This window comes from Nonomuraea sp. NPDC050404 (assembly GCF_040655495.1).
Lineage (GTDB): Bacteria > Actinomycetota > Actinomycetes > Streptosporangiales > Streptosporangiaceae > Nonomuraea.
In genome coordinates this window covers 20867-46053 of record NZ_JBFAKB010000023.1, presented here as the reverse complement: position 1 = coordinate 46053, position 25187 = coordinate 20867, and the positions used below count along the sequence as shown (strand labels likewise).

At 69.4% G+C, this 25187-nt stretch carries 22 protein-coding genes; 13 read left to right on the top strand and 9 right to left on the bottom strand.

Annotation, left to right across the window (positions count from 1 at the left end; all coding sequences use genetic code 11):
• Positions 1-5 precede the first annotated feature (5 nt).
• On the top strand, positions 6-1439 hold the full coding sequence (locus AB0I81_RS45600; RefSeq protein WP_360671597.1) for a trehalose-6-phosphate synthase: 1434 nt from the start codon (positions 6-8) through the stop codon (positions 1437-1439).
• Here the strand turns inward: AB0I81_RS45600 and AB0I81_RS45595 are convergent.
• Complete coding sequence (locus tag AB0I81_RS45595; RefSeq protein WP_360671594.1) at positions 1372-1656, bottom strand: DUF4235 domain-containing protein; 285 nt, start codon at positions 1654-1656, stop codon at positions 1372-1374. The genes AB0I81_RS45600 and AB0I81_RS45595 overlap by 68 nt on opposite strands.
• 108 nt (positions 1657-1764) lie before the next feature.
• Here AB0I81_RS45595 and valS point away from each other — a divergent pair, with 108 nt between their 5' ends.
• On the top strand, positions 1765-4245 hold the full coding sequence (gene valS / locus AB0I81_RS45590; protein ID WP_360671591.1) for a valine--tRNA ligase: 2481 nt from the start codon (positions 1765-1767) through the stop codon (positions 4243-4245).
• Here valS and AB0I81_RS45585 read toward each other — a convergent pair whose 3' ends face one another.
• Positions 4246-4770 carry a helix-turn-helix domain-containing protein gene (locus AB0I81_RS45585; protein WP_360671588.1) on the bottom strand — a complete coding sequence of 175 codons (525 nt, stop codon included), beginning with the start codon at positions 4768-4770 and terminating at the stop codon, positions 4246-4248.
• Positions 4771-4827: 57 nt separating this feature from the next.
• On the opposite strand from AB0I81_RS45585, the gene AB0I81_RS45580 reads away from it, so the two are divergent.
• Positions 4828-6060 carry an MFS transporter gene (locus AB0I81_RS45580; RefSeq protein WP_360671585.1) on the top strand — a complete coding sequence of 411 codons (1233 nt, stop codon included), beginning with the start codon at positions 4828-4830 and terminating at the stop codon, positions 6058-6060.
• On the opposite strand, the gene AB0I81_RS45575 is transcribed toward AB0I81_RS45580, so the two are convergent.
• The gene (locus tag AB0I81_RS45575) at positions 6054-8306 is read right to left on the bottom strand and encodes a DUF6351 family protein (protein ID WP_360671583.1); all 2253 of its coding nucleotides are present in this window, start codon (positions 8304-8306) and stop codon (positions 6054-6056) included. The genes AB0I81_RS45580 and AB0I81_RS45575 overlap by 7 nt on opposite strands.
• Positions 8307-8584: 278 nt before the next feature.
• Between AB0I81_RS45575 and AB0I81_RS45570 the strand changes: the two genes are divergently transcribed.
• The 6 genes from AB0I81_RS45570 (at position 8585) to AB0I81_RS45545 (ending at position 13292) form a co-directional block, all read left to right on the top strand.
• Positions 8585-10069 carry an AI-2E family transporter gene (locus tag AB0I81_RS45570; protein ID WP_360671580.1) on the top strand — a complete coding sequence of 495 codons (1485 nt, stop codon included), beginning with the start codon at positions 8585-8587 and terminating at the stop codon, positions 10067-10069.
• A 210-nt stretch (positions 10070-10279) separates the two neighbouring features.
• Positions 10280-10834 carry a PaaI family thioesterase gene (locus tag AB0I81_RS45565; protein ID WP_360671577.1) on the top strand — a complete coding sequence of 185 codons (555 nt, stop codon included), beginning with the start codon at positions 10280-10282 and terminating at the stop codon, positions 10832-10834.
• The gene (dut, locus tag AB0I81_RS45560; protein ID WP_360671574.1) at positions 10831-11271 is read left to right on the top strand and encodes a dUTP diphosphatase; all 441 of its coding nucleotides are present in this window, start codon (positions 10831-10833) and stop codon (positions 11269-11271) included. The genes AB0I81_RS45565 and dut overlap by 4 nt, the downstream gene beginning before the upstream one ends.
• A gap of 273 nt (positions 11272-11544) precedes the next feature.
• Positions 11545-12186, top strand: coding sequence for a DUF3710 domain-containing protein (locus tag AB0I81_RS45555; protein ID WP_360671571.1), 642 nt, complete (start codon positions 11545-11547; stop codon positions 12184-12186).
• A gap of 28 nt (positions 12187-12214) precedes the next feature.
• Positions 12215-12601: an OB-fold nucleic acid binding domain-containing protein gene (locus AB0I81_RS45550; RefSeq protein ID WP_043614113.1), complete on the top strand. Its 387-nt coding sequence runs from the start codon at positions 12215-12217 to the stop codon at positions 12599-12601.
• Between the two features lie 4 nt (positions 12602-12605).
• Positions 12606-13292, top strand: a complete 687-nt coding sequence (locus AB0I81_RS45545) for a DUF3159 domain-containing protein (RefSeq protein ID WP_360671568.1) — start codon at positions 12606-12608, stop codon at positions 13290-13292.
• Positions 13293-13307: 15 nt separating this feature from the next.
• On the opposite strand, the gene AB0I81_RS45540 is transcribed toward AB0I81_RS45545, so the two are convergent.
• Positions 13308-15062 carry an HAD hydrolase family protein gene (locus tag AB0I81_RS45540; RefSeq protein ID WP_360671565.1) on the bottom strand — a complete coding sequence of 585 codons (1755 nt, stop codon included), beginning with the start codon at positions 15060-15062 and terminating at the stop codon, positions 13308-13310.
• 111 nt (positions 15063-15173) lie between these two features.
• Here AB0I81_RS45540 and aroA point away from each other — a divergent pair, with 111 nt between their 5' ends.
• Together aroA and AB0I81_RS45530 are read left to right on the top strand one after the other, a co-directional pair.
• A complete protein-coding gene (gene aroA / locus AB0I81_RS45535; RefSeq protein ID WP_360671563.1) occupies positions 15174-16409 on the top strand; it encodes a 3-phosphoshikimate 1-carboxyvinyltransferase in 1236 nt (411 codons plus the stop codon).
• A 97-nt stretch (positions 16410-16506) separates the two neighbouring features.
• Positions 16507-16734, top strand: coding sequence for a hypothetical protein (locus AB0I81_RS45530; RefSeq protein WP_360671560.1), 228 nt, complete (start codon positions 16507-16509; stop codon positions 16732-16734).
• 331 nt (positions 16735-17065) lie between these two features.
• On the opposite strand, the gene AB0I81_RS45525 is transcribed toward AB0I81_RS45530, so the two are convergent.
• A complete protein-coding gene (locus AB0I81_RS45525) occupies positions 17066-17629 on the bottom strand; it encodes a hypothetical protein (protein WP_360671557.1) in 564 nt (187 codons plus the stop codon).
• A 194-nt stretch (positions 17630-17823) separates the two neighbouring features.
• Between AB0I81_RS45525 and AB0I81_RS45520 the strand changes: the two genes are divergently transcribed.
• Together AB0I81_RS45520 and AB0I81_RS45515 are read left to right on the top strand one after the other, a co-directional pair.
• Positions 17824-18303, top strand: coding sequence for a GntR family transcriptional regulator (locus AB0I81_RS45520; protein ID WP_360671554.1), 480 nt, complete (start codon positions 17824-17826; stop codon positions 18301-18303).
• 209 nt (positions 18304-18512) lie between these two features.
• Entirely contained in the window at positions 18513-19751 is a 1239-nt protein-coding gene (locus AB0I81_RS45515; RefSeq protein ID WP_360671551.1) for a hypothetical protein, read from the top strand.
• A 57-nt stretch (positions 19752-19808) separates the two neighbouring features.
• Here AB0I81_RS45515 and AB0I81_RS45510 read toward each other — a convergent pair whose 3' ends face one another.
• The 4 genes from AB0I81_RS45510 to AB0I81_RS45495 all read right to left on the bottom strand — a co-directional run bounded on the left by AB0I81_RS45510 (position 19809) and on the right by AB0I81_RS45495 (position 25138).
• Positions 19809-21296: an ATP-binding protein gene (locus AB0I81_RS45510; RefSeq protein WP_360671548.1), complete on the bottom strand. Its 1488-nt coding sequence runs from the start codon at positions 21294-21296 to the stop codon at positions 19809-19811.
• Positions 21297-21564: 268 nt separating this feature from the next.
• The gene (locus AB0I81_RS45505; RefSeq protein WP_360671545.1) at positions 21565-22182 is read right to left on the bottom strand and encodes a maleylpyruvate isomerase family mycothiol-dependent enzyme; all 618 of its coding nucleotides are present in this window, start codon (positions 22180-22182) and stop codon (positions 21565-21567) included.
• Between the two features lie 284 nt (positions 22183-22466).
• Positions 22467-23732 (bottom strand): serine hydrolase domain-containing protein, encoded by a 1266-nt coding sequence (locus tag AB0I81_RS45500; protein ID WP_360671542.1) that lies wholly within the window; start codon positions 23730-23732, stop codon positions 22467-22469.
• A 176-nt stretch (positions 23733-23908) separates the two neighbouring features.
• Positions 23909-25138, bottom strand: coding sequence for a class I SAM-dependent RNA methyltransferase (locus AB0I81_RS45495; RefSeq protein ID WP_360672014.1), 1230 nt, complete (start codon positions 25136-25138; stop codon positions 23909-23911).
• Between the last annotated feature and the right edge of the window lie 49 nt (positions 25139-25187).

Below are 25187 nucleotides of genomic sequence, written 5' to 3'. Positions count from 1 at the left end.
ACTGCGTGAGTGGCCGTAGCTCGTTTCTGATCGTCGCGAACCGGCTGCCGGTGGACCGGACGATCGGGCCTGACGGAACGGCCTCGTGGCGCAGGAGTCCAGGGGGCCTCGTCACCGCCATCGCGCCGGTGATGCAGCGCCGCCACGGCGCCTGGGCCGGCTGGCACGGGGCTCCGGACGAGACGCTTGAGCCGTTCGAGCAGGACGGGATGCACCTCATCTCGGTCCCGCTGTCGGCCCGCGAGGTCGAGCTCTACTACGAGGGCTTCTCCAACGCCACCCTGTGGCCGCTCTTCCACGACGTGGTGGCCACGCCGGTGTTCGACAGGGAGATGTGGGAGGCCTACAAGGTCGTCAACCAGCGCTTCGCCGAGGCCGCCGCGGAGGCGGCCGACGAGGGCGCGGTCGTGTGGGTGCAGGACTACCAGCTCCAGCTCGTGCCCGCCATGCTCCGCAAGCTCCGGCCCGACCTGCGGATCGGCTTCTTCCTGCACATCCCGTTCCCGCCCACGGAGCTGTTCTGGCGGCTGCCGTGGCGCAAGGAACTGGTCGAAGGACTGCTCGGGGCCGACCTGGTGGGCTTCCAGCTGCCCGGCGGCGCCTCGAACTTCCGCCGGTTGTGCCGCAGGCTGCTCGGGCTGCCGTACAAGGGGAATGAGATCTACCTCGACGACCGGATCGTCAGGACACAGGCGTTCCCGATCTCGGTGGACTTCGCCCACCTCGACTCACTGGTACGCGAGCCGCACATCGTCGCGCGGGCCAAGGAGATCAGGGCGGAGCTGGGCGACCCCGAGCACGTGCTGCTCGGCGTGGACCGGCTCGACTACACCAAGGGCATCGGGCAGCGCCTCGAAGGCTTCGGCGAACTGCTCAACGACGGGCGGCTGCAGCCCGGCGAGGCCGTGTTCGTGCAGATCGCCACGCCCAGCAGGGAGCGGGTGGACGAGTACCGCAGGCTGCGCGACGACATCGAGCTGCAGGTGGGCCGGATCAACGGCACCCACGCCCAGCTCGGCTACCAGCCCGTGTGGTACTTCCACCAGTCCTACGACCAGGAGGAGCTGGCCGCGCTCTACCTGGCCGCCGACGTCATGGTCGTCACGCCGCTGCGCGACGGCATGAACCTGGTCGCCAAGGAGTACGTCTCCTGTCACCACGACCTGCACGGCGCGCTGGTGCTCAGCGAGTTCACCGGGGCCGCCGACGAGTTGCGGCAGGCCTACCTGGTCAATCCGTACGACGTGGAGGACGTCAAGCGCCAGATGCTGGCCGCCATGCGGGCCACGCCGCACGAGCTGGCCCGGCGGATGCGCACGATGCGCCGCCGGGTCGCCACCTACGACGTGGACCGTTGGGCGAGTGAGTTTCTCACTGCCCTGGAGTCACCTGCTTCAGAGCCTTCCACGCGTCGTAGCGCTTCTTGGCGGTCCGGTTGACCACGATCTGGGCCACCGACATGCCCACGCCCATGACGACGGCGTAGCCGATCGCCTCGCCCATGCTCACCTCGGGCGAGTCGGTGTCCATGGGCGGCTCCTTGCCTGTCGCCTTCTTCCAGGCGAAACCCAGGATCTTGCGCGCCGCCCACGCGGTCACCAGGCCCACCAGACCGCCGACGACACGCCAGGCGATATCGGGCTTGTCCTCCGCCATGTCGATCTCCCTTCCCCTTCATAACGAACACTAGTCTCTACCGTTTGCCGGGCCGGCGAAGCCGTACCATAAGGAGGCATGACTCAACAGCGACTACGCCATGCATCCATGCCGGATAAGCCGACTCTCGACGGCTTGGAGCAGGTATGGGTAGCTCGCTGGGAGGACGAGGGCACCTACCGCTTCGACCGGTCCAAGCCGCGCGAGCAGGTCTACGCCATCGACACGCCGCCCCCGACCGTGTCGGGTTCGCTGCACGTCGGTCATGTCTTCTCCTTCACCCACACCGACATCATGGCCCGCTACCAGCGGATGATCGGCAAGGCGGTGTTCTACCCCATCGGGTGGGACGACAACGGCCTGCCCACCGAGCGCCGGGTGCAGAACGTCTACGGCGTGCGCTGCGATCCTTCGCTGCCCTACGACCCTGACTTCGTGCCCCCTGACAAGCCCGGCAAGCGCGATGTGTCCATCTCCCGGCGCAACTTCGTGGAGCTGTGCCACAAGCTGACCGCCATCGACGAGCAGGCGTTCGAGGAGGTGTGGCGGCGGGTCGGTCTGTCGGTGGACTGGTCGCTGCTCTACACCACGATCAGCGACGAGTCGCGGGCGGTGTCGCAGCGCGCCTTCCTGCGCAACCTGCTGCGTGGCGAGGCCTACCTCGCCGAGGCCCCGACCCTGTGGGACGTCAGCTTCCGCACCGCCGTGGCCCAGGCCGAGCTGGAGGACCGGGAGTGGCCCGGCGCCTTCCACAAGATCTCCTTCTACGGCGAGAAGGGGCCGGTCTTCATCGAGACGACCAGGCCCGAGCTGATCCCCGCCTGCGTGGCGCTGGTCGCGCACCCCGACGACGAGCGCTACCAGGACCTGTTCGGCACCTCGGTGCTGACGCCGTTGTTCGGCGTCGAGGTGCCGGTGCTGGCCCACCGCCTGGCCGAGCCCGACAAGGGCACCGGCATCGCGATGATCTGCACCTTCGGCGACATCACCGACGTCACCTGGTGGCGGGAGCTGCACCTGCCGACCCGGCCGGTCATCGGCTGGGACGGGCGGCTGCTGCCCGATCCGCCGCAGGGGGTGGAGGCGGAGCCGTACAAGGAGCTGGCCGGCAAGACCGTGCACAGCGCCCGCGAGCGCATCGTGGAGCTGCTGCGCGAGTCCGGCGACCTGGAGGGTGAGCCGCGGCCCGTGCGGCGCACGGTGAAGTTCTACGAGAAGGGCGACAAGCCGCTTGAGATCGTCACCACCCGCCAGTGGTACATCCGCAACGGCGGGCGCGACGAGGAGCTGCGCCGGCGGCTGCTGGAGCGCGGGCGCGAGCTGGCCTGGCACCCGCCGCACATGCGGGTGCGTTACGACAACTGGGTCGAGGGGCTGACCAGCGACTGGCTGATCTCGCGGCAGCGCTTCTTCGGTGTGCCGTTCCCGGTGTGGTATCCGATCGACGAGTCCGGGCAGCCCGTCCACGACGCGCCGATCCTGCCCACCGAGGACATGCTGCCGGTGGACCCGTCCTCCGACGTGCCGCCCGGCTACACCGAGGAGCAGCGCGGCGTGGCCGGCGGGTTCATGGCCGACCCCGACGTCATGGACACCTGGGCCACCTCGTCGCTGACGCCGCAGATCGCCGGGCGGTGGGGCACCGACGACGACCTGTTCCGGCGCGTCTTCCCCGCCGACCTGCGGCCGCAGGCGCACGAGATCATCCGCACCTGGCTGTTCTCGACCGTGGTCAGGTCGCACTACGAGTTCGGCGGGCTGCCGTGGAGCGACGTGGCGATCTCGGGGTGGATCCTCGACCCCGACCGCAAGAAGATGTCCAAGTCCAAGGGCAACGTGGTCACCCCGATCGACCTGCTGGAGCAGCACGGCTCCGACTCGGTGCGCTACTGGGCGGCCAACGGGCGCTACGGCGTGGACACCGCCTTCGACCCCGGGCAGCTCAAGATCGGGCGGCGGCTGGCCATCAAGATCCTGAACGCGTCGAAGTTCGTGCTCGGGCTCTCCTCCGACTCTGCTTCGGGTGTTACCGAACCGCTCGACGCCGCCATGCTGGCGGCGCTGGCGGAGGCCGTACGGGAGACCACGGAGGCGTTCGAGTCCTACGACCACACGCGCGCCATCGAGGCCGTGGAGCGGTTCTTCTGGGCGTTCTGCGATGACTACGTGGAGCTGGTCAAGGCCCGCGCCTACGAGTCCGGCGCCGCTTCCGCCTCCGCGCACGCCGCCCTGCGGCAGGCGCTGGAGGCGCTGCTGCGGCTGTTCGCGCCGTTCCTGCCGTTCGTGACCGAGGAGGTGTGGTCGTGGTGGCGTGAGGGCTCCGTGCACCGCGCCTCCTGGCCCGCCGTGGAGCGGGGCACGGGCGACCCGGCGGTGCTGGCCGTCGCCTCGGAGGTGCTCGGGCAGGTGCGCAAGGCCAAGTCAGAGGCCAAGCTGTCGATGCGGGCCGAGGTCTCGCGGCTGACCGTGTGGGCGCCGGACGTCGAGCTGGTACGGCAGGCCGCGGACGACCTGTGCGCGGCGGGCAACGTCGAGGAGTTCGTGCTGGAATACGGTGACTCGCTCAAGGTCGAGGTGCACCTGGACTGATCACGGGTGTCCGTCCCGGGTGACGTCGCGGTGCAGGGCGACGAACAGTGAGTACGCCTCTCCACCCGGCGGCGGCTGCCGGTCGCGGTATTCGTCGAACACCTCCTGCAGCCGCCGCTGCAACTCGGCGTGGCCTTCGGCGGTGAGCCGGAGGCCGAGCCTGGTGAAGCTGCTCTCCTCGATGTCCACGAGCCTGACCTCCTCCAGGAAGGCATCGAGGATGGCGGCGTTCGAGCCGCTCACGCCGCTCTCGCTGACGTCCATCTCCCAGGACTTGCCGGTGGCCCGGTAGGGGATCTCGGTGGAGCCGCGCGGGCCGGGACGGCTCGGCTCGGCCGTCAGGAAGGCCGTCTCGACCAGTTTGCGCACGTGGTGCAGGGTCGTGGCCGGGTTCGCGCCCAGCCGGTCGGCGATCTCCTTGTTGGTGAGCGCCTGGTCCAGGCAGAGGCGCAGGATGCGCAGGCGTACGGACGAGGCCAGCGCGCGGGCCTCGGCCTCGGTGGCGGGGCGGCGGTTGATGCCCATGGCAGACCACCCTATAACCGGTTGATTTTTCCCAATCGGTCCGGAATGCTGCTTTGCGTGAGTCTCTTACGCGAGCACGACTTCCGCGGGCTGTTCCTGGCCGACACCGCCAGTCAGGTGGGCACCCAGCTCCTCATGCTGGCCCTGCCGCTCGTCGCGGTGTCGGCGCTGCACGCCTCGCCTTTCGAGGTGGGGCTGCTGGCCGCCTGCCAGACGCTGGCGTTCGCGGTGATCGGGCTGCCCGCCGGGGCGATCGTCGACCGGTTGCGCAAGCGCCCGGTGATGGTGGCCGCCGACTGGGCGCGCGCCGTGGCGCTGGCCTCCGTGCCGATGGCCTGGTGGCTCGAAGTGCTGACGATCTACCAGCTGTACGCCGTGGCGCTGGTGCTCGGGGTGTTCACGGTGTTCTTCGACGCCGCGTACCAGAGCTACCTGCCGCACCTCGTCGGGCGTGAGCGGCTGCTTGAGGGGAACTCCGCGCTGGAGGCCGTGCGTACGGTGGCGCACCTCGGCGGGCCCTCCGCCGGCGGATACCTGATCCAGTTGCTCACCGCGCCGTTCGCGCTCGTCGTCACCGTGGCCGGATACGCCTGGTCGGCGCTGTGCCTGGCGCGGATCCGCAAGCGCGAGGAGCGGCGGCCCGCCTCCGGCCGCGCCAACCTGGCTCATGAGATCGGCGAGGGCGTCAGGTTCGTGTTCGGGCACCCGCTGCTGCGGCGCATCGCCGGCTGCACCGCCACCTCGAACCTGTTCCTCGCGATCGCGCAACCGCAGATCCTGCTGCTGCTGGCCCGGGAGCTGGGCCTGGGCGCGGGCACGATCGGCCTGCTCATGGCGGCGGGCGGGCTCGGCGGGGTCACCGGCGTCGCGGTCACCGGGCGGCTGGCCCGCCGGATCGGCCAGGGGCCGACCATGTGGCTGGCCATCGCGGTGCCCGCGCCGCTGATGTTCCTGGTGCCGTGGGTGCAGGCCGACTGGCGGCTCGGGCTGTTCGTCGTGTTCGAGTTCTGCACCGGGGTCGGCACCGTCGTCTACAACGTCACCCAGGTCAGCTTCCGCCAGGCCGCCACGCCCGAGCCGCTGCTCGGGCGGATGAACGCCACCATGCGGTTCCTGGTGTGGGGGACGCTGCCGCTGGGCGGGCTGGTCGGCGGGGTGCTGGGCGAGGTGGTCGGGATCAGGGACACGGTGCTGGTGGCGGCCTGCGGGGCTTGCCTGGCGTTCCTGTGGTTGTTCGCCTCGCCCATGCGGACGATGCGGGAACTGCCCGTGCCGTCTACGAGTCAGTAGTCGCACACTCCCGTCGGGAAGATCTGCTTCAGGCGGGTCTGCTGGGCCTGGGTCGGCCGCCAGGAGCCGTACAGGCCCTTCGTGATCGCCCGCTCGACCGGCTGCAGGCGGCACTTGAAGACGCCGCCCTCGATCGGGCCGCCCGCCACGATGCGGGAGGTCGAATAGAGCGGGAAGCGCTGGGTGCAGGCGCCGGGGGAGCGGCGGTCGAGGACGCCGTCCCAGACGCGCGGGCCGGCCGCGAGTTCGGTGCCGTCGGTGGCGAAGCAGCGGTCCACGGCCTGGGGCGGCCGGTTGGCCACGACCCCCCGCGCCGGATATTTCCTGATATTCGCCATCCATTCATCCATGACCCGCAGCGCCTCGGGCGTCTGGTCGAACATCGGCCCGTCAGGACGCGCGTCGGTGAACCAGATGACCTGGTTGCCCGCCCGGCCGTCATGGTCCAGCATGCGCCGCCTGGAGGCGAACGACTGGTGGGCGTTGTGCATGTCCAGCCGGTCCTCCAGATAGTGCCGCCAGTCGATGATCGGCAGGTCGATGTCGCCGCGGAACACCAGGCCGCTGCGCCACACGTTCCCGATCGCGACCGGATCGCCCGTACGCCTCGGGGCCGGGTCGCCGCTCAGGTTCGCGTTGCGCGCGCTCCACGGGTCGAGGTCGGCCGGGCAGGCGGACGGCACGTACGGGCAGCCCTCCCGCACCATGTCGGCCGCCTCCTTCCACGAGCCCACCCCGGCGTTGACGTCGAGGAACTCCTCCGGTGTGATCACGCCGTCCGTGAGCGCCTTGAGCCCGTACTGGACGCCCACGTTGTCCCAGGTCGAACGGGCGTATCCCCGGTCGTCCACGCCATAGACGTTGCGCAGGTCGTCCCAGTGGGTCCACTGGACGGTGTCCTTGACGCCGGGCGGATCCATCAGCGCCCACTCGGGATCGTTGTCGTCGGTCCACAGCGGGTTCATGGTCAGCGGGGTCAGGCCGCGCCAGCCGTTGACGCACTCGTCGGAGCCGGGACGGCCGGTGTAGGGGTTGGCGACCGTGTCACTGGCGTTCATGCCGATCAGCGCCGTGCGGTCGTCCCACTTCGCCCAGCGCGGATTGTGATCCATGTAGCGTTCGAGCAGCTCACAGTCGCCCACGTGGATGGTCTGGGTGACCATGTCCGGATAGGAGTACTGCGGGATGGCGGCGTCGATCACCCTGTTCCGGTGGTTCTGGCCGTAGATGTACTGCTGGATGCCGCCGCCCGAGCCGCCCACGCCCACCGTGTACAGCGGCAGGCCGTGCCGTTCGATGAAGCGTTCCTTGACCATCAGGGCCGTCTCGCCGCCCAGGATCAGGTTGTAGTGGGTGGAGGTGCGGGTGCCCGAGGAGTGCAGGATCGCGTAGCCCGTGCCCAGGCCGTACGGGTCCAGGGCGCTGCCGCCCAGCGTGCCCTGGTCGTGGCCGATCGCCACGCCGCCGTCGAAGCGGTACATCGCCCTGCCGTTCCAGCCGTTCTCCAGCATGGCGATCGAGTACAGGAAACGGTTGATCACGCCGCGCTCCCTGCGTACCACGAAGTCGACCGTACGGCCGTCCAGTAGCGTGGTGGTGGCCAGGTCGGCGGGGCGCTCGGCCGGCATGGGCTTGAACGTGCCGTCCGTGGAGCGGTAGAGGCGGTCGGTGATCGTCGGGGCGAAGCAGTCCCTGCTCCAGCCGCCGCTGACGCGCATGCCCTGACCGTCCTGATTGTCCGCGACCGGCGGGCCGAGACCGCTGCGCTCGGTCTTGCACAGGAACGGATACTGGCGCTCGCCCGAGAAGATCGGCCCCTGGATCGGGTGGTTGCGCACCCTCAGGCTCTCCCGGTACGGCCCCGCCGTGGCGGTGATCGTGTTGTCCCCGTCCGCCAGGCCCGTCACCAGGCCCGTGAGGCCGTCCTTGGTCTGCTTGAAAGCCGCCGTCACGTCCTCACCGTTGCGCAGCACCCTGAGCCTGGCGGTGCTGCCTTTGGGGTGGCGGACCCTGACCAGGGCGTCGCCTCCGGAGACCTGGTCGGGGCGGCTGGAGAGGACCTCCAGCGCCGGGGCGGCGGGGGAGGCGGACGCGGGGGCGGCGATGAGGGACGCCAGCGCCGGGGCGGCGGGGGAGGCGGACGCGGGGGCGGCGATGAGGGACGCCAGCGCCGGGGCGGCGGGGGAGGCGGACGCGGGGGCGGCGATGAGGGACGCCAGCACGGTGAGGACCACCACAGCTCTCATGGCATGACGGTGGCACGCGGTTCAACCCCTGCACAGGCCCGATCTCACGTCACTTCAATACGGCTGCCCCGCCGTCGGCGGTCACCGGCAACCTGGTGATCGCGTGGCCCGTGCCGTCCCGGGACGGGCTGCCCCTTCGGGTGGTCCGCACCCGGCCCCCTGTACCCTCAGACCCCCGCCCCGAACGCGACTTCCCTACCTGCTGCTTCGTTACGCTATAAGCTGCCTGGCCGGTTATCCGCGCGCATCCACCGCCCGGACGTGCCAGTCTTGAACACGTGCTGTCCGACCGCCCAACCAAGCTCGTGCCACCCGTCCTGGCCAAGATGGCCTCATGGTGCGGGTGCCTGATCCTCGTCGGTGTGGTCGTCTACTTCATCGTGCAGGGGATCGCCCGCCTGGCGTTCGTGGCGCTGCCCGTGGCGATCGCCCTCCTTCTGACCGCCCTGCTGTTCCCGCTGACCAGAGGGCTGCGCAACGCCGGTATGCGCCCGATCTACGCCACCTGGATCACCATGCTGGTGGCGATGGCCGTGCTCGGCGGCACGGGCTGGCTGGTCGGGGCGCGGGCCAGCGAGGAGTTCCCCAACCTGGTCGAACAGGTGCAGGTGACCGCCAGAGACGTGCAGGAGTGGCTGATCACCGGCCCGCTGCACCTGGAGGAAGCGCAGATCACCGGCTACGTCGACGAGGTCGCGGCCATGGTCAACGCGCAACGCACGGCCATCACCGGCACCGTGCTGTCGGCCGGCGCGGTGGCCGTCGAGGTGCTCGCGTCCTTCGTGCTGCTGCTGTTCGTGACGTTCTTCCTGCTCAAGGACGGCGACCGGATCTGGTCGTGGTTCCTGAAGGGCTTCGGCGGGATGACGCCCCGGGTCGACAGGGCGGGGCGGGCCGCCTGGTCCACGCTGTCGCACTACGTCCAGGGCACGGTCGCGGTGGCCGCCGTGCACGGGCTCATCATGGGGATCGTGCTGGCGGGGCTGGGAGTGCCCTTGTGGGCGCCGCTGGCCGTACTGATCTTCTTCGCCAGCTTCATCCCCATCGTCGGCATCTTCTTCGCCGGTACGGTCGCGACCCTCGTCACGCTGGGCGCCAAGGGCCTCGTCCTCGCACTGATCTTCCTCGGCATCCTGATCGTGGAGCAGCAACTCGAGAACCACGTGCTGCAACCGCTGATCGTGGGACGGGCGCTCAACTTCCATCCGCTGGCGATCATCCTGGTGCTGTCGATCGGGGGCATCCTGGCAGGCATCGCGGGAGCCGCCGTGGCCGTTCCGGTGGCAGCGGTGATCTACCGGGCACTCCCGGAGCTCCGTCACCAGACCCCCGAACTGCCGCCAGGCCACACGGACCAACCACCCGGCGGCTCACCCCCACCTGGCCCAGGCGGCGGCTTCTTCGGCGACGACAGCGGCCCCCGCGACGACGAACTCCGTGGCGAGGCCACCGGTTCTGAGGGCGGTGACGTCCGATGGCGCGGCGAGAGCACCGACTCCCGGGGCGGTGACGACCGGTGGCGCGGCGAGGACACCGACTCCCGCGACAAGGACGTCCGGTGGCGTGGCGACGACGACCGTCCCCCTAGCGACGATGGCGGGCCACAAGACGGCGCGAGGCCGGGTGATGGTGTCAGGTCTCGTGATGGTGTCAGATCTCGTGACGGTGCCGGGTTGCATGGCGGCGGTGGGAGACGCAGTGCGGTCGGGCGTGGTGATGTCACTGGTTGGCGGTGGCGTGATGGGGCTGCCTCACCGCGGTGATGCGGCGGTGGGTGACGCAGTGCGGTCGGGCGTGGTGATGTCACCGGCTGGCGGTGCGTGTTGGAACGCCCTTCTGGGATTCTCAGCTCTTCTCGGACCTTCAGCGGTCCTCAGTTGGCACTGTGGCCGCACTTCCCATGGGGGCAGGGTGGCTGGGGTGGAGGTGGGTGGGGGTGGGCTGGGGGCGGGTACGGAGTAACCTCGTCACCCGTGACTCGTTCATCCCTCACGACCCCGCCGCCGGAAGCGAAGGCGCCTGCCGCGCATCCCGCCGCGCCCCCACCGGGCAGTGCCCTGGGCGCCCACTACAGCCAGTGTTTCGGATGCGGCGAAGGGCACCCGACCGGTCTGCACCTGACCGCCATGACCCCCGACGGCGCGACCGTCGAGGCCGAGTTCACGGTGGGGGAGGCGCACCAGGGAGCGCCCAGGCTGGCGCACGGCGGCGTGCTGGCCACCGCCATGGACGAAGTCATCGGAATGTCCGTCTACCTGTTCCACAAGCCCTATGTGACGGGACGGCTGGAGACCGACTACCTCCTCCCCGTTCCCGTGGGCACGACACTCCACCTGCGCGCCTGGTGCAACGGCATCTCCGGCAGAAAGGCGTACCTTGAGGCAGAGGGGCGCATCGGCGCCCCGGACGGGCCGGTCGCCGTCCGTGCGGCAGCGCTGTTCATCGAGGTGAACATGGAACACTTCGCCAAGCATGGCGATCTGGCCGCCCTTGCCGCAGAGAACCAGGACTACGAGGTGAATCCTTGACCAGGACAGAGGTCCTCATCCAGCGGCTCGACCCCGAGCTGCCGATCCCGTCATATGCCCACCCGGGAGATGCGGGCGCCGACCTCTATGCGGCCGAGGGTGTGGAGCTGATGCCCGGCGAGCGTGCCGTCATCGGCACCGGGGTGGCGATCGCCCTGCCCGATGGGTACGCGGCCTTCGTCCATCCGCGTTCGGGGCTGGCGGCCAGGCACGGCGTCACGCTGGTCAACGCGCCCGGCACGGTGGACGCCGGCTACCGGGGCGAGATCAAGGTGACGCTGATCAACACCGACGCCAAGGAACCGTTCGAGCTGCGGCGGGGCGACCGGGTGGCGCAGCTGGTGATCCAGCAGGTCGAGCGCGTGATCTTCGCCGAGGTCGAGCGGCTGCCGGGATCCGGGCGTGGCGCGAACGGCTTCGGGTCGACCGGACGTTGAACAGATGGGTAGCAGAGGGTCCGGTGCCGGCTTGACGGGTAGCGGGCCTGTGGGCGGTTCGACGAGTATCGGGTCCGTGGGCGGTCCGACGAGTGGCGGGCTCATGAGCGGTCCGGCGAGGAACGGGTTCGTGGGCGGCACTACGGGCAACAGGTTCGTGGGCGGTTCGACGAGGAACGGGTTCGTGGGCGGTTCGACGAGTAGTGGGCCCTTGGGTGGTCCGATGAGCGATGGGTCCGGAAAGTGGCCCGATGAGCAGGGAGAGTGAGGAACGTGTTCCGACGTCGTCGTCGTGAGCAGCCGGAGCAGGCGGTCGAGCAGGAGCAGGCCGTACCGAAGCGAGAGTCCGGCCCGTGGGACGCCGACGAGCCCCACCCGGAGTCCGACCGGATCGACCTGGGCGGCCTGCGGTTGCCGCACAACCCCGACTTCGACGTGCGCCTGGCCTCGGTCGGCGACCAGCACGTCGGCGTGGTCGTCCTGTACGAGGAGAGCTCGCTGCAACTCCAGGCCCTGGCCGCGCCGCGCGGTTCCGGGCTGTGGGACGAGGTCAAGACGAAGATCCTCGCCCAGGCCAAGCACCTGGAGGAGCGGGAGGGGCCGTTCGGCAGCGAACTGGCCGGTGAGATGCAGGTCGATGGCGCCGGCAGGCCGGCCAGGTATCTCGGCATCGACGGCCCCCGCTGGTTCCTGCTGGCGGTGATCTCCGGCAAGGCGGCGGTGGACGACGCGGTCGCGGCGGCGTACCTGGACTTCATCAAGGACGTCGTGGTGGTGCGCGGCAACGATCCGATGGCGCGTGAGGAGCCCATCGCGCTGCGGCGGCCCAACGAACAGGCGGCGGCGGGCGAGGCGGCCGAGGGGCCGGGGCTCAACCCGTTCAAGCGAGGACCTGAAATCACCGAGATTCGCTAAGAGCTGACATCACATAGGCTGATGCATCATGAGTACGGCAGAGCCCCCCAAACGCGGGGGATTGCGCGGCTTCTTCAGCCGGCTGGCCACCAGCCAGTCCGAAATTGAGGCCCAGGAACTGCGGGAGGACGCCGACGAGGTCGGTGCGACTCCAATCGTCTCGTGTGGCGGTCGCCGCCGTTTCTGTGTGGCGGGTACGCTACGTACGGTCACTCTGCGTCCGAGGGGTGGCGCCCCCGCTCTGGAGGCCGAGCTCTACGACGGATCCGACGTCATCGACCTGGTCTGGCTCGGCCGCCGCAAGATCGCGGGCATCGAGCCGGGCCGCACGGTCAAGGCGGAGGGCCTGGTCAGCATGCAAGATGGGCGCAAGGTGATGTTCAATCCGCGTTACGAGCTGCGCCCAGGGAGTTGATCAGGTGAGTGCCGAGCAGGTGAGTGCCGAGGCCGATGAGATCGCCCACGACACCGTTGAGGCGGCGGTGCGAGCACAACTGGCCAAGGCGTTCGGCGGTGTGCGCGGCATCATCGAGGCGGCGGTCCCGACGATCGCGTTCACACTGTCGTGGATCATCACCGAGGACCTGAAGCTGTCGCTCATCATCAGCGTCTCGTTGTCGGTGGTGCTCCTGCTGGTACGGATCATCCAGCGCTCCACGCCGCAGTTCGTGATCAACAGCCTGATCGGCATCGCGATCGGCGCGTTCTTCGCCAGCCGCACGGGCGACGCGAAGGACTACTTCCTGCCCGGCATCCTGTACAACGCCGGCTACGCGGTGGCGATGTTGATCTCGATCGTCACCCGGTGGCCGGTCGTGGGGTTCCTGATCGGTTCGGTGACCGGCGACCCGACGGGCTGGCACAAGGATCAGGGCGTCGTGAAGCTGTGCACGCGGCTGACCTGGCTGCTCATGCTGCCCTGCGCGGTCCGGGTGGCGGTGCAGGGGCCGGTCTACCTGTTCGGCGGCGGTGATCAGGCGGTGGCGGCGCTCGGCTTCGCCAAGATCGCGATGGGCTGGCCGCTGCAGGTGGCGGCGCTGGGGGCCATGTTGTGGGTGCTCGGGCGTGGCCGTACACCGATCAAACCGCCTGTCGCCCCCGCCTGAGCAGCAGCCGCCGCTCTACCGGTCCTTGTGGTCGGGGTCGAAGTCGGTGGGTTCGGCGGGCAGGGTGTAGCGCTCGCCGATGAGGCCGGCGACGCGCTGCCGGCTGTCCTGCGGCGACAGGTCGTTCTCCTGCTCGCCCTCCACGGCGGCCACCTCGTCGGCCAGTTCGGCGTCGCCCAGCTGGTCGCGGATCCACGCCGAGTAGTCGCCACGGTGCAGGTGGTGAAGCCAGGTGTCGTCGTCCACGCCCTCGGCCAGCTCGACGAAGGTGTGCAGGTTCCTCGCCCGCAGCCGCAGCTGTTCCTGCGGGCCGGTGAAGTAGAAGCTCTTGTCCTTGGCCATGGTGCCGGCCGCGTACTTGCGCCGGTGGCGGGTCCGTTCCGCGCGGGCGGGGACCAGTCGCAGCCGGCGCGCGTGCTCCGCCCCCGCCGGCCACAGCGCCAGGTCGCCCTTGTCCTCTTCCCCGCGTGATGGGGGCAGCGAGGGCGCCGGGAGGTCCAGGGCGGTGGCGAAGGCGGACAGGGTGTTCTCGGGCTCCTTGCCCACCGCGATCGTGCTGGTGACCAGGCGCAGCGCGGCGGAGCTCATCGCGTCGGGATGCACGGTGATCATCAGTACCGCGCCCAGGTCGCCGACCTGGTGGATGGGGATGTCGCGGATCTCGGCGGGCATCAGGTGGTGGGCCTCGTCGATGACCAGCCAGTGCGGGTGCCCCAGCTTGGCGCGCAGGCTGGTCAGGCGGGGCAGCAGCTCGGCGAAGTAGGCGGGGCGGTCGCGCAGTTGCAGGCCGATCAGGTTGATCACCACGCTCTGGGAGGGCTGCTCCAGCACGTTGACCACCTCGTCAACGGCCGGGACGCGGTCCGGGTCGCCGAGGATGGTGAGGCCGGGGAATTCGGCGTAGTCGCCTTCCGGGTCCACGATCACGCACTGGTAGTCGTCGCCGGAGAGCCGTTCGAGCAGCGCGGTGGTGACCGTGGACTTGCCGCTGCCGGACGGTCCCGCCACCAGCAGGCCGATCCCGTACGTGGGCAGGCGCACCTCCTCCTCGTCGCCGTCGCCGTGACCCAGCAGGACATGGTGGCGGGGGAGCTCCAAGGTGTCGAGATCGCCCGCCAGTAGCTTCCCGGCCAGCTCGGCCACGCCGTGCCCGTTCTCTCCATCCAGGCGTACGTCGCAGGCGTCCTTGAGCGCGGGCAACGCGTTGGCGACGGCGGCGCCGCATTCGGCGGCCCTGAGGAACGCGTGGTCGTTCTCGCCGTCGCCGACCGCGACCACGCTGTGCGCGGACAGGGACAGGCGGTCCAGGGCGGCGGCCAGGCCGGTGGCCTTGTTCACGCCGGGAGGCAGCACCATGACCGCCCCCTTGTTGTAGATCACCTGCAGCTCCAGGCCCAGCTCGCGGATCGCCGCCAGGACCTGGACGTCGTGGGGTTCACGCGTGGCGATCAGCACCTGCCCGAGTCCCAGCGGGCTGACGCCCTCGTCGCGCAACCGGTCGGCCAGCTCGGGTGGCGCGGGCGTGGCCAGGAGGTCGCAGGTGCGCTGGTGGGGGTCGTACAGGAGGCCGCCGTTCTCGGCCACCACCAAGTCGAACAGGGCCGGGTGCGGGAAGACGGAGAGCAGGTCGTCGAGCTCGCGGCCGGTCACCAGCAGCAGCTTCACACCGGCGCGGGACAACCGCTCCAGCGCCTCGATCGTCTTCTCATCCACCTGACCGGCTCTGGCCAGGGTCTCGTCATAGTCGCAGGCCAGTACGTTATAGCGCATGGTTGCCCCGTACCCTCCGGATGTCCTCCCATCCGGCGGCCCCGTGCGGCTCCCACCGACCCCGGCCGTCACCAGGCCGTTCCTCTTTCCTCGGGTCCTAAACTTCCTGCCATGACGATCCTCCAGGTTCCCGGTTCCAAATCCGTCACCGCCCGCGCCCTGTTCCTGGCCGCCGCCGCGCGTGGCACCACCGTGCTGCGGCGGCCGTTGCTCTCCGACGACACGGAGGGGTTCGCGGAGGGGCTGGTCACGCTGGGGTACCGGGTGGAGCGCGCCCCGGACGCCTGGACGATCGAGGGCCGCCCCGAGGGGCCTGCGTCCGCTGAGGCCGAGGTGTACTGCCGCGACGGCGCCACGACCGCGCGCTTTCTGCCTGCGCTCGCGGCGGCCGGACACGGCGTCTTCCACTTCGACGCCTCCGCCCAGATGCGCCGCCGGCCCCTCGGGCCTCTGACGCAGGCGCTGCGGGAGCTGGGCGTTGACCTGACCCATGAGGGGGAGGAGGGGCACCATCCGCTGACCGTACGGGCGGACGGCATCAAAGGCGGGCACATCACCCTCGACGCCGGCTTGTCCTCCCAGTTCCTCACCGCGCTGCTGCTCGTCGGGCCGCTGACCGCCGAAGGGCTGGAGATCACGGTGACCGATCTGGTGTCGGCGCCGTACGTGGAGATCACTCTGGCCATGATGCGCAGCTTCGGGGTGGAGGTGCGGCGGGAGGGGGAGACGTTCTTCGTGCCGCCGGGCACGTACGAGGCCACGGACTACGCGATCGAGCCGGACGCCTCCACCGCGAGCTACCCGCTGGCCGCCGCCGCGCTCACCGGGAACACCATCACCATTCCGGGGCTGGGCTCCGGCGCGCTGCAGGGCGACGTGCGGTTCGCCGAGGTGCTCTCACAGATGGGTGCTTCGGTGGATATTTCCCCCGACGCCGTGACAGTGACCGGTACGGGACGTCTGAGCGGCCTGACCGTCAACATGCGCGACATCTCCGACACCGTCCCCACCCTCGCCGCCATCGCCCCCTTCGCCGACGGGCCCGTACGGATCGAGGATGTCTACAACACCAGGATCAAGGAGTGCGACCGGCTGGAGGCGTGCGCTGAGAACCTGCGGCGGCTCGGCGTACCGGTGAGCACGGGACGGGACTGGATCGAGATCTCCCCGGCGACGCCGCACGCCGCCGAGATCGCCTGCCACGGCGACCACCGGATCGCGATGGCGTTCAGCGTCACGGGGCTGCGGACGCCGGGGATCACGCTGGACGATCCGGGGTGCGTGAAGAAGACGTTCCCCGGCTTCCACGAGGCGCTGGCCGGGCTGCGGGACGAATGGGGTTTGTGAGGTAAAGACCTCCAGGGCGAACCCTTAAGGTCTTGATCCACATCTGCGGGTACGAACGCTGGCGAACGATCACCTCAGACCACATCGGGGGACCACCATGTACAAAAGCGCTCTCGCCGCCGTCACCCTGACGGCCGCCGCCCTGCTCCTGGCCGCCACACCCGCGATCGCCGACAACGACTTCAGCGGGCCGGAGTTCCACTCCTGCGAGTCCTCGGTGTTCAGCAAGCTGATCAAGTTCCACGCGCCGATGCTGCTCTGGCTCGCGAAGGACGACTGCGCTGACAAGTGGGACGACGAGAGCATGTCGCACCTGATGAACTGAGGTTGCACGCGGTTCGGGTAGAAGGGGAGCCCCTCGACGGGCGGCAGGGCGCGAGGGGCTCCCGGCTTTTGGCATGCGCGGGTGCGGGGAGACGGGCGCAGCAGTCGCACCCGCGTCTGACCAACTCGGCGGAGACGTAGCGCTTGCCTATGCGATCAGCAGGCCGGGACGGCCGGGACCCGGTGCCGGCCGTGTTTGTCGTCGGCAATCGGCATCTGCCGTTTCGTCGATCATTTGGGTGGTCAGGGCTCAGGCGATCGGTAGTCCGGGCGTGCGAGCGCTTGTCGTGGCTGGGTGGCTGGGTGGCTGGATTGGGCGGATGCGGCGCGCCTTAGCGGGCGCGTCCTTCGAGCAGATCGAACCAGAGCGCGTTCGCCCGAGCCGCTGGAATCCACGGGCTTTCGGCGACGCGGTCGCCGTCAGCGGTCCGTACGGTTCGGCGGATGTGCCCGAGGCCGCCTCCGGCGCACTTCTCGTAGATCGTGGGGGTGCACTCGCACGTGTGCTGGGAGACCCTGACACTGCAGGCCCTGCGCGCCGGGCGCATCCAATCGATCTTCGCGTGACCCTCTATCGGTGGCTTTACGTGTGGGGAGAAGGTTTCGGCACACGGAAACGAGAGGGCTGGGTGCTTCTCGCTCTGCTCCTCCTGCCTATCTTCGCCCTGCCTATCTTCGCCGGAAGCTCCGCCACCGGCCTCTTTGCCGTCGCTGGACATGTTCTCGCCACCGAACTCCTTGCCCTCACCGGCCGAGTCGCCGTCACCGGCCGAGTCGCCGTCACCGGCCGAGTCGCCGTCACCGGCCACCTCGTCATCGTCGAGAACCTCGCTGGCTCGCGCCTCCGCGCTGCCGGTCGGCGCCTTGCCGGGGTCGCCTCCATGCGGATCTGTCACCTGATCTCCTATCTCGCTCGTAAGGGCTCGGCGCGCTGAAGGGGTTAGCGACCGGCACCCTCACGTATTCAAGGTAACTCAGATGAGCTATCTGGTCTAGAGGTAGTTATAGCTTGTTCAGATGGCAATGCGATCTCGACAAGGGGGGTGTAGTGCACTAATTGGGGTCCAGATAGTGCATCTATCATCCTCACGTGCTCAAGCGTGAGGACCCCGTCCCGCTCTACCAGCAGGCGGCGGCCGAGATCAGAGACCGCATCGAGAGCGGCGCGATCCCTCCCGGGCACGCCGTGCCCAGCGAGCAGGAGATCGAGGACGAGTTCGAGGTCTCCCGCATCACCGCGACGAAAGCGCTCCGCCTCCTGCGCGAGGAAGGGCTGGTCTACCTGGTCCAGGGCCGAGGCACCTTCGTCGGCCCCGAGGACGTACCGCGCGTCTCCAGGACGGAGAGCCCGTACGAGCGGATCGCCGCCGAAGTCGCCGGGCGGATCAAATCGGGGGAGTTGCGCCCGCGCTTCCCGATTCCGAGTGAGCGGACCCTCCGGCAGCAGTACAACGTGGCCAAGGGCACCGTTCGTCGTGCGGTGGCGCTGCTGCGCGAGCAGGGCTGGGTGTTCACGGTGGAGAAGCGCGGCAGCTACGTGTCTCCGCCGGAGGAGTGGCCGCAGGCCTGAACATCGGCGGGGCTGGCTGACTCGGCAGCGATCCGATGCGGAGCCACCAGTTGTGGATCAAAGATGTCTGGAGGGCGAGCGTGGAGGCGAGAGCGACGGCGCTGGCTTCCTGGACAGCGCGGTCGATGCCGACTGCCATCATCTCCAAGGAGGGCTCGTAAGGCAGGCGTGCCGTCCACTGCGCCAGCCCTGAGGAGTCCTGCTCGCATGTGATCGTCCACGTCGGAAATGTGCGGCGCAGCGCCATGGCAAGCCCGGAAAGGGAAACTCCACACCGCTCACGCCAGTTTCGCAGGGAATGCTACCTCAGCCGCGTTGAACGGCGACTACGCAATCCCGAACGGCTCCTCGCCGAGTTGGTCGACGACGCCCTGGGCGCTGACGGGAAGCTCATCGAGGCGTGGGTGATGGAGTTCGATCCGAAGCCTATGCTTGAACCAGGCGCAGGAGGTGGGGCAACGAAAAGGCGCACGTTCCTCAAAAGCGCGAGTACCGCACTGGTCGTCCCCGGAGTGGCAGAGTCGAGCCCGCCCGTTGACGCGGTCGCGCGACTCAGGGATGCCCTGATCCCCGATTCGCCGGCAGCGAGTGAAAACCTGGCCTTGACGGTTTTCGGACGTGCTGTCACCCGTGCACGCCGAGACTTCACCGCAGCTCGTTACGCTGGTCTGGCACACGATCTCGCCGACCTGGTACCCGTTGCACGCGCAGTCACCGAGCCGGCCGGGTATGCGCTCGCCGCGCAGGTGTACCACCTCGCGGCTCGGACGCTCATCAAACTTTCCGCGCCGCCGTACGCATGGGTGGCGGCCCACCAGGCCGAGCAGGCCGCCGAGGCGAGCGGTGACCTGCGTGCCGTCGCTGAGGCGCGCCGTGACATGGTGAGCCTCTTTCACCGGGCCCACGACTACGGCAAGGCGCGTGACCTCACCGCGCGCGCCGGGGACATTCTGCGGCCTGCGCTGCCGAAAGCGGGCCCGGCGGCGTGGGGCGCGTACGGCACCCTCATGTCCACGGGGGCGATCGCGGCCGCCCGTCTGGAGGATCGGCACACCGCACTCAGCCTGCTCGGCGAAGCGGACGAGGCAGCCCGTCGTTCGCCCAAGCTGGTGCTGTCCGCCGGCCACGTGGTGACCTACCGGATCGGTGTTTCCATCATCCTGGGAGACGCGGGCACTGCCATCGATCATGCGCGGCGCATCGCTCCTGAGGAGATTCCTACCGTGGAGCGGCGGGCGGGCTATTACACGGGGATCGCCGAGGCGTACACGCTGTGGGGAAAGGCGGACCGGGCCGTCCGCGCACTGCTCAGCGCGGAGAAGGTCGCGCCCGCGGAGGTGCGGAGGGCGGGGGCGCGGCGGGTGATAGAGGATCTGTTGCATCGCGATGCCCACAGCAATCTGTCCGGGCTGCGGGCGCTGGCGCGGCGGGTCTCTGTGACGTTGTGACCTTGCGGTGCTGGAGTCACTGTGGGGCGTGGCCGTCCCGGTATTCACACGGTCCTGTCACACCCGTAGGACGGTGACCTGGCGGCCGGACGGTGTGGTGGCCTGGTCGAAGGCGCCTCGTTCTTCCCATGGCGGGGCGTCGGGGCGGCGGTCGAAGATGACCAGGACGCCGGTGGGGAGGGTGAGGCGGTCGAGGTAGTTGTCGAGCTGGGTCAGGCCGTCGGGGGTCGGGTCCTTCTCTTTTGGTCGCCACACTTTGAGTTCCATGGCTTCGCGTTGCATCAGCTTTTTGCCGTCGGGGCCGTTGCAGGGCCAGCGGACCAGGACGTCGAGGCGTTTGGTGCCGGCGGCGTATTCGCGGTCGAGGTAGCCGCCGCCGTTGACCAGGCGGTGCAGGTAGGCCATGAGGATGATCTGGCAGGCGGCTTCGTGGTAGCCCTCCTGCTGGATGAGGACTTCGCCGTGCTCGCGCCAGAAGACGACGAACTCCCGCAGCAGGCGGGGCAGGTCGAAGCGGCCGTCGGGGAGCACGAAGCTGTGCGGGTCGGCCATGACGTAGTGTGCCGCTGGGTCGCCCAGTACTCGCAGGATGACCTCCCGGTAGATCGGGTTTGCCACCTTCAGCGGGGGTTTCCGCTTGATCAGGCCCAGATCGCGGACATAGGACAAGTTGTCGGAGAAGGTGGGGTCGAGGTCGGGGAAGGTCCCGGCCAGCACGGGCTCCATCACCTGCTTGACCCGGGGTTCGCGGAGCCGGTAGACCAACGCGTCCAGGTGCATGGCTCGTGCCCGGATCAGCCGCTCCTTGGCCTCCTCCACCTGCCCGACACCGATCGTGCCGGCCGCCCCCATCTTGACGGTGATCTCATGGGCGACGGCGTTGACCAGCCAGGGCTGTCCCTGGGTCAGCTCGAAGACCTGGTCCACCGCGTCCTTGGTGAACTCCTGGCCGGTCGCCTGGGTGTGCTGGTCGTAGAGGTCGGCGATCTCGTCGGTGGTGAAGTCGCCCAGGCGCAGCGAGGCAGCGACGATGTTGAACGGGCTGACCGCGTTGTGCCGGTCGGGTACGCCGCCCGAGGCGACCTTGTAGTCACGCAGGTCGCGCAGCCCGCACAGCACCACCGACGCAGGGAACGGATAGCCATCCGGACGTATGTTGTGACCGTCGCGAAGCTGGCTGAGGATGCTGACCAGGCTGTTGCCCTGGAGGGCGTCGATCTCGTCGAGGAACAGTACCACCCGGCGCGAGCTGCGACGGCACCACTCGCTCAGCGCATTGCCGAACCGGGTGCCCGCCTGCTCCTCCGGCCGGAAATCCGGCGGCAGCAACTCGTCGGGCCATCTCGACAAGTCGGCGGCCCTGTGGAGCGAGTCCAGCAGGATCGTCTCCGCGGCGGCGATGTCGTCGCCGGCCGTCTTGGCGCGCTCGCAGGAGAACGCCAGGGCGGCGGTGTCGCCCTCGGCGGTCAGCTCGGATGCCAGGGTACGCAGTATGGTCGTCTTGCCGGTCTGCCGGGGCGCGTGTAGCACGAAGTAGCGATCCATCTCGACGAGCGTCCGCGCCTCGGGTAGCCGTGGCGTAGGGGGAAGCATGTAGTGGAGCCGCGGATCGCAGGGACCGGTGGTATTGAAATACTTTGCTCGGAGTGGTGGCACGATCACATTCTGCCACCGTTAAGGCCCGAGTGGCTGGCGCAAGGGCACGAACGGTTCGGACGAGGAGAGGGCCCGCCGGGCGATCGTCTGCTTCGACAGCGGCTGCAGGAAGCGGGGCATGACTGGTCAGGCCGCTGGGTGCCTGTGTCCGGACATGTCATTTCAGCATGGCAAGTCCAGGGCCGGAGAGCTCGTCCGGTGCCACCCGCCGCCCGGAGACAGCCAGGAGCAGTGAAAGTGCGGATCCGTTTACTTCCGGACCGTTTCCGAGCGACAGGTCGGCGTCGGCTGCCGTGAGTTTGACGCGGGTCATCAACTCCTTGGCTCCGCCGAAGGACGCCGGGGTGCCAGTATGGAGACGGAGCGATCTGACAACGGCCTCCTGTGGGTAGGAGTGAGTGAGTCCCAGAGGGCGGCGGATGTCCTCTCCGTGGACGATCTCCTCGACGAGTCGGCTGTCGAGAGGCGCCGGAGGGATCGACTTCCGTGACGCCACCTGGCGAAGGCGCTCCAACGTCTCCTGCGGTGAGGCGCCGCGCTCGCGTTCGACACCGCGCGCGTTCAGACGGTCGAAATCAAACCGCGCACCGATGAGGCCCACCACGAAACTCAGCCGCGTCGTCCGGGCCGAATCGATCAGGTGGGCGACCACGTCGTGCACGGTCCATCCGTCACAAAGTGACGGCTCCTCCCACCGGGCGGCGTCGAGGTGCATCAGGTCATCGATCAGCGCCGCACGCTCCGCATGCACCATCGGCCAGACATCCTTCGGCATCACTGATCTCCTTCGCTCGACCGTACGCAGTGCGTTGCCAGGTGAGACTCACGGTGCGGCAGGAACTCATCGGTCTATGAGCGGACGTCGCGCCGTCGGCCGCCGCGACGTCCTGAGGGTGTACGCCATCCCGCCTCCACGGGGCGGCGAGATGGCGCAGCGGCGCGAGGGTGAGGGTGAGTTCCGTCGGGATCCACCAGATGGCCGGGCGCGTCGCCGAGTGCCCATCGATGAGATGTGGCGGCAGCCCGCCGGGCCGGCTCGGCCGTGTCAGCTCGGCCGTGTCAGCTCGTGGCCTTGCCGCTGCCGAACACCTCGCTGACGAGCTTCTGCGTGGCCTGCTGGAAGGCCAGGCCCAGGGACAGTGCGGCGTCGTCGACGTAGTTGAGCGTGGCGGTCAGGGTCTTGCCGCCGCCGGGGGTGCTGTACATCAGCGCGCCGTGGCCGGCTGTGCCGCCGTTGTGGGTGATGATGGTGGCGCCGTCCGGTGCCTGCTGGATGAAGACGCCCAGGCCGTAGCCGACCTTGGCCTCCGGCGTGCACATCTCGGCCAGCAGCGGGGCGGGCAGGAGCTTGCCGCCGAGCAGTGCGGAGATGAAGATGCGCAGGTCGCGGGTGGTGGAGATCATGTCGCCGCCGCTGGAGATCCAGGACGGGTTGTGCAGGGTGACGTCGACGATCTGCTGCTCGCCGTCCTCCTCGTAGCGGAAGTAGGCGTGGGCGTACGGCTCGGGGAGCTCCGTCTGGGTGGTCGGCGCCACGGTGCCGGTCAGGCCGAGCGGGTCCAGGATCAGGCGCTGGATCTCCTGGGCGTAGGTGCGGCCGGTGACCTTCTCGATCAGCAGCCGGGCCAGCGCGTAGTTGGTGTTGGAGTAGCTCCAGTCCGTGCCGGGTTTGAAGCGGTAGGGCTTGGACAGCGCCAGCCGTACCAGGTCTTCGGGGCGGTAGGTGGTGAAGCGGTTGTCCACCCATTCTTTGCCCGAGGTGGTGGCGGGGATCCCGGGTGCGAACGTGCCGTCCTCGTAATACTCGCCGGTGAAGTTGAACACTCCGCTGGTGTGCTGCAGCAGCATCCGTACGGTGACCCGCCGGTCCAGGCCGTATTCGGGCAGGTAATCATCGGCCGGGGCGTCCAGTGCGATCTTGCCTTCTGCCACCAGTTGCAGCACCAGGGTCGCGGTGAAGGTCTTGGCGTTGCTGCCGATCCTGACGTGGCCGTCGATGGGCGGTTCGGTGTTGCCGCCCAGTTCTTCGCTTACACCGGCGCTGCCGGCCCATGCGCCTTGCTCGTCGTGGACGCGCAGGGTGATGCCGGTGAAGCCGGAGTCGATGATCTCCTGCATGACTTTCTGCAGTTCGGGACGGTCTTGCTGGGTCGTCCGGGAGGTGCTGGGGAAGGTGTCGAGGGCTTCGGTGATCTTGCGGGCCATGTCCGTCAGGGTCGGGCTGGGCGTGCCCTGGTGGATGCGGGCGGCGGCGCTGATGGCGACGACGATGGTGCGGCGGAAGTTGTCGGCCTCGGCCGGGTCCTGGCGGCGCAGCAGGGCCATGGCCTGGTCAGCGGGTGGCGCGACTGGCGCCGGAGGCGCGGGGGTTGCGCCGGAGGCGCCTGAGGAAGGGCGTCTGAGCTCCGTCGCGCGTAGCGCGTCTCTCGTGAAGTCCTTTCGGGGTGGGTGTCCGACGGCTCACTTGGTCATTGGGCAACGGGTGGGTGGCAAAGGCCGGCCTACTGCTTGGTCAGGAGGGCTACGCATTCGACGTGGTGCGTCATAGGAAAGGCGTCGAAGGCTCGCAGGTCGGACAAGGCATAACCCAGGTCCCGGAGCCAGGCCAGGTCGCGGGCCAGGGTGGCGGGGTCGCAGGAGACGTACACGATTCTCAGCGGGTCCAGGGAGGCGATGCGGTTGACCACCTCGCGGCCCAGGCCCGCCCGGGGTGGGTCCACCACGACGAGGTCGGCGCGTTCGATCTGGAAGCGGTCCAGGGCCTCCTCCACGCGGCCCCGTTCCACCCGGGCCTGGGGCAGGTCGCGGAGGTTGGCGCGGGCGTCGCGGACGGCGGCGGCCTCCGATTCCAGGCCGAACACCGCGCCCTGCGGGCCGACGGCTTCGGCGAGGCCGGCGGCGAACAGGCCGACGCCGCAGTACAGGTCGAGGGCCCACTCGCCGGGCTCCGGCGCGGCGTAGGCGAGGACCGCGTCCAGGAGCGTCTCGGCGGCTCCGGGGTGCACCTGCCAGAAGCCGCTGCCGGCCACCCGGAACTCCCGGTCGCCCGCCTGCTCGTGCAGCACGCCCGAGCCGCGCCGCTGTACCGTGCGGCCCTTGCCCTGGTCGAGCAGGATCGAGGCGGGCGCCTCCAGGTCGGGCACCGCGACGCTGCGCCGGGGGCGGGGGGCCACGACGACGGCGCGGTCGCCGCCAGAGGAGGCGATGACCTCGACGCCGGAGGCTCCCGGCCACAGGTGCTCCTCCACGCCGACGGCCTCCACCTCGGGGTGGGCGATCAGGCAGGCGTCCACGACCTCGACGTCGTGCGAGCGGTGCCGGCGGAAGCCCAGCTCGCCGGAGGGCAGGGCGGCGAACTGCACGCGGGTACGCCAGCCGAGCCCGTCCCTGGCCCCCGGCACCTCCTCGACCACGATCTCCCGTTCGATGCCCGCCAGCCGGCGCAGCTGCTCGGCCACGACCTGCGCCTTGAGCCGCCGCTGCGCCTCCAGGGTGGCGTGCTGCCAGTCGCAGCCGCCGCAGCGCCCCGCCCCGGCGTACGGGCAGGGCGGCACGACCCGGTCGGGGGACGCCTCCAGGATCTCCACGGCGTCGGCCCGCAGGAAACGGGTGGTCTCCTCGGTGACGTCGGCGATCACCCGCTCGCCCGGCAGCGCGTGCCGTACGAACACCACGCGCCCTTCATGGCGTGCCACACACCAGCCGCCATGGGCGACCGGACCTACCGTCAGCTCGAGAGATGCCTGTTCCACACTCGACACCTTAGTGGCAGCGCCCGGT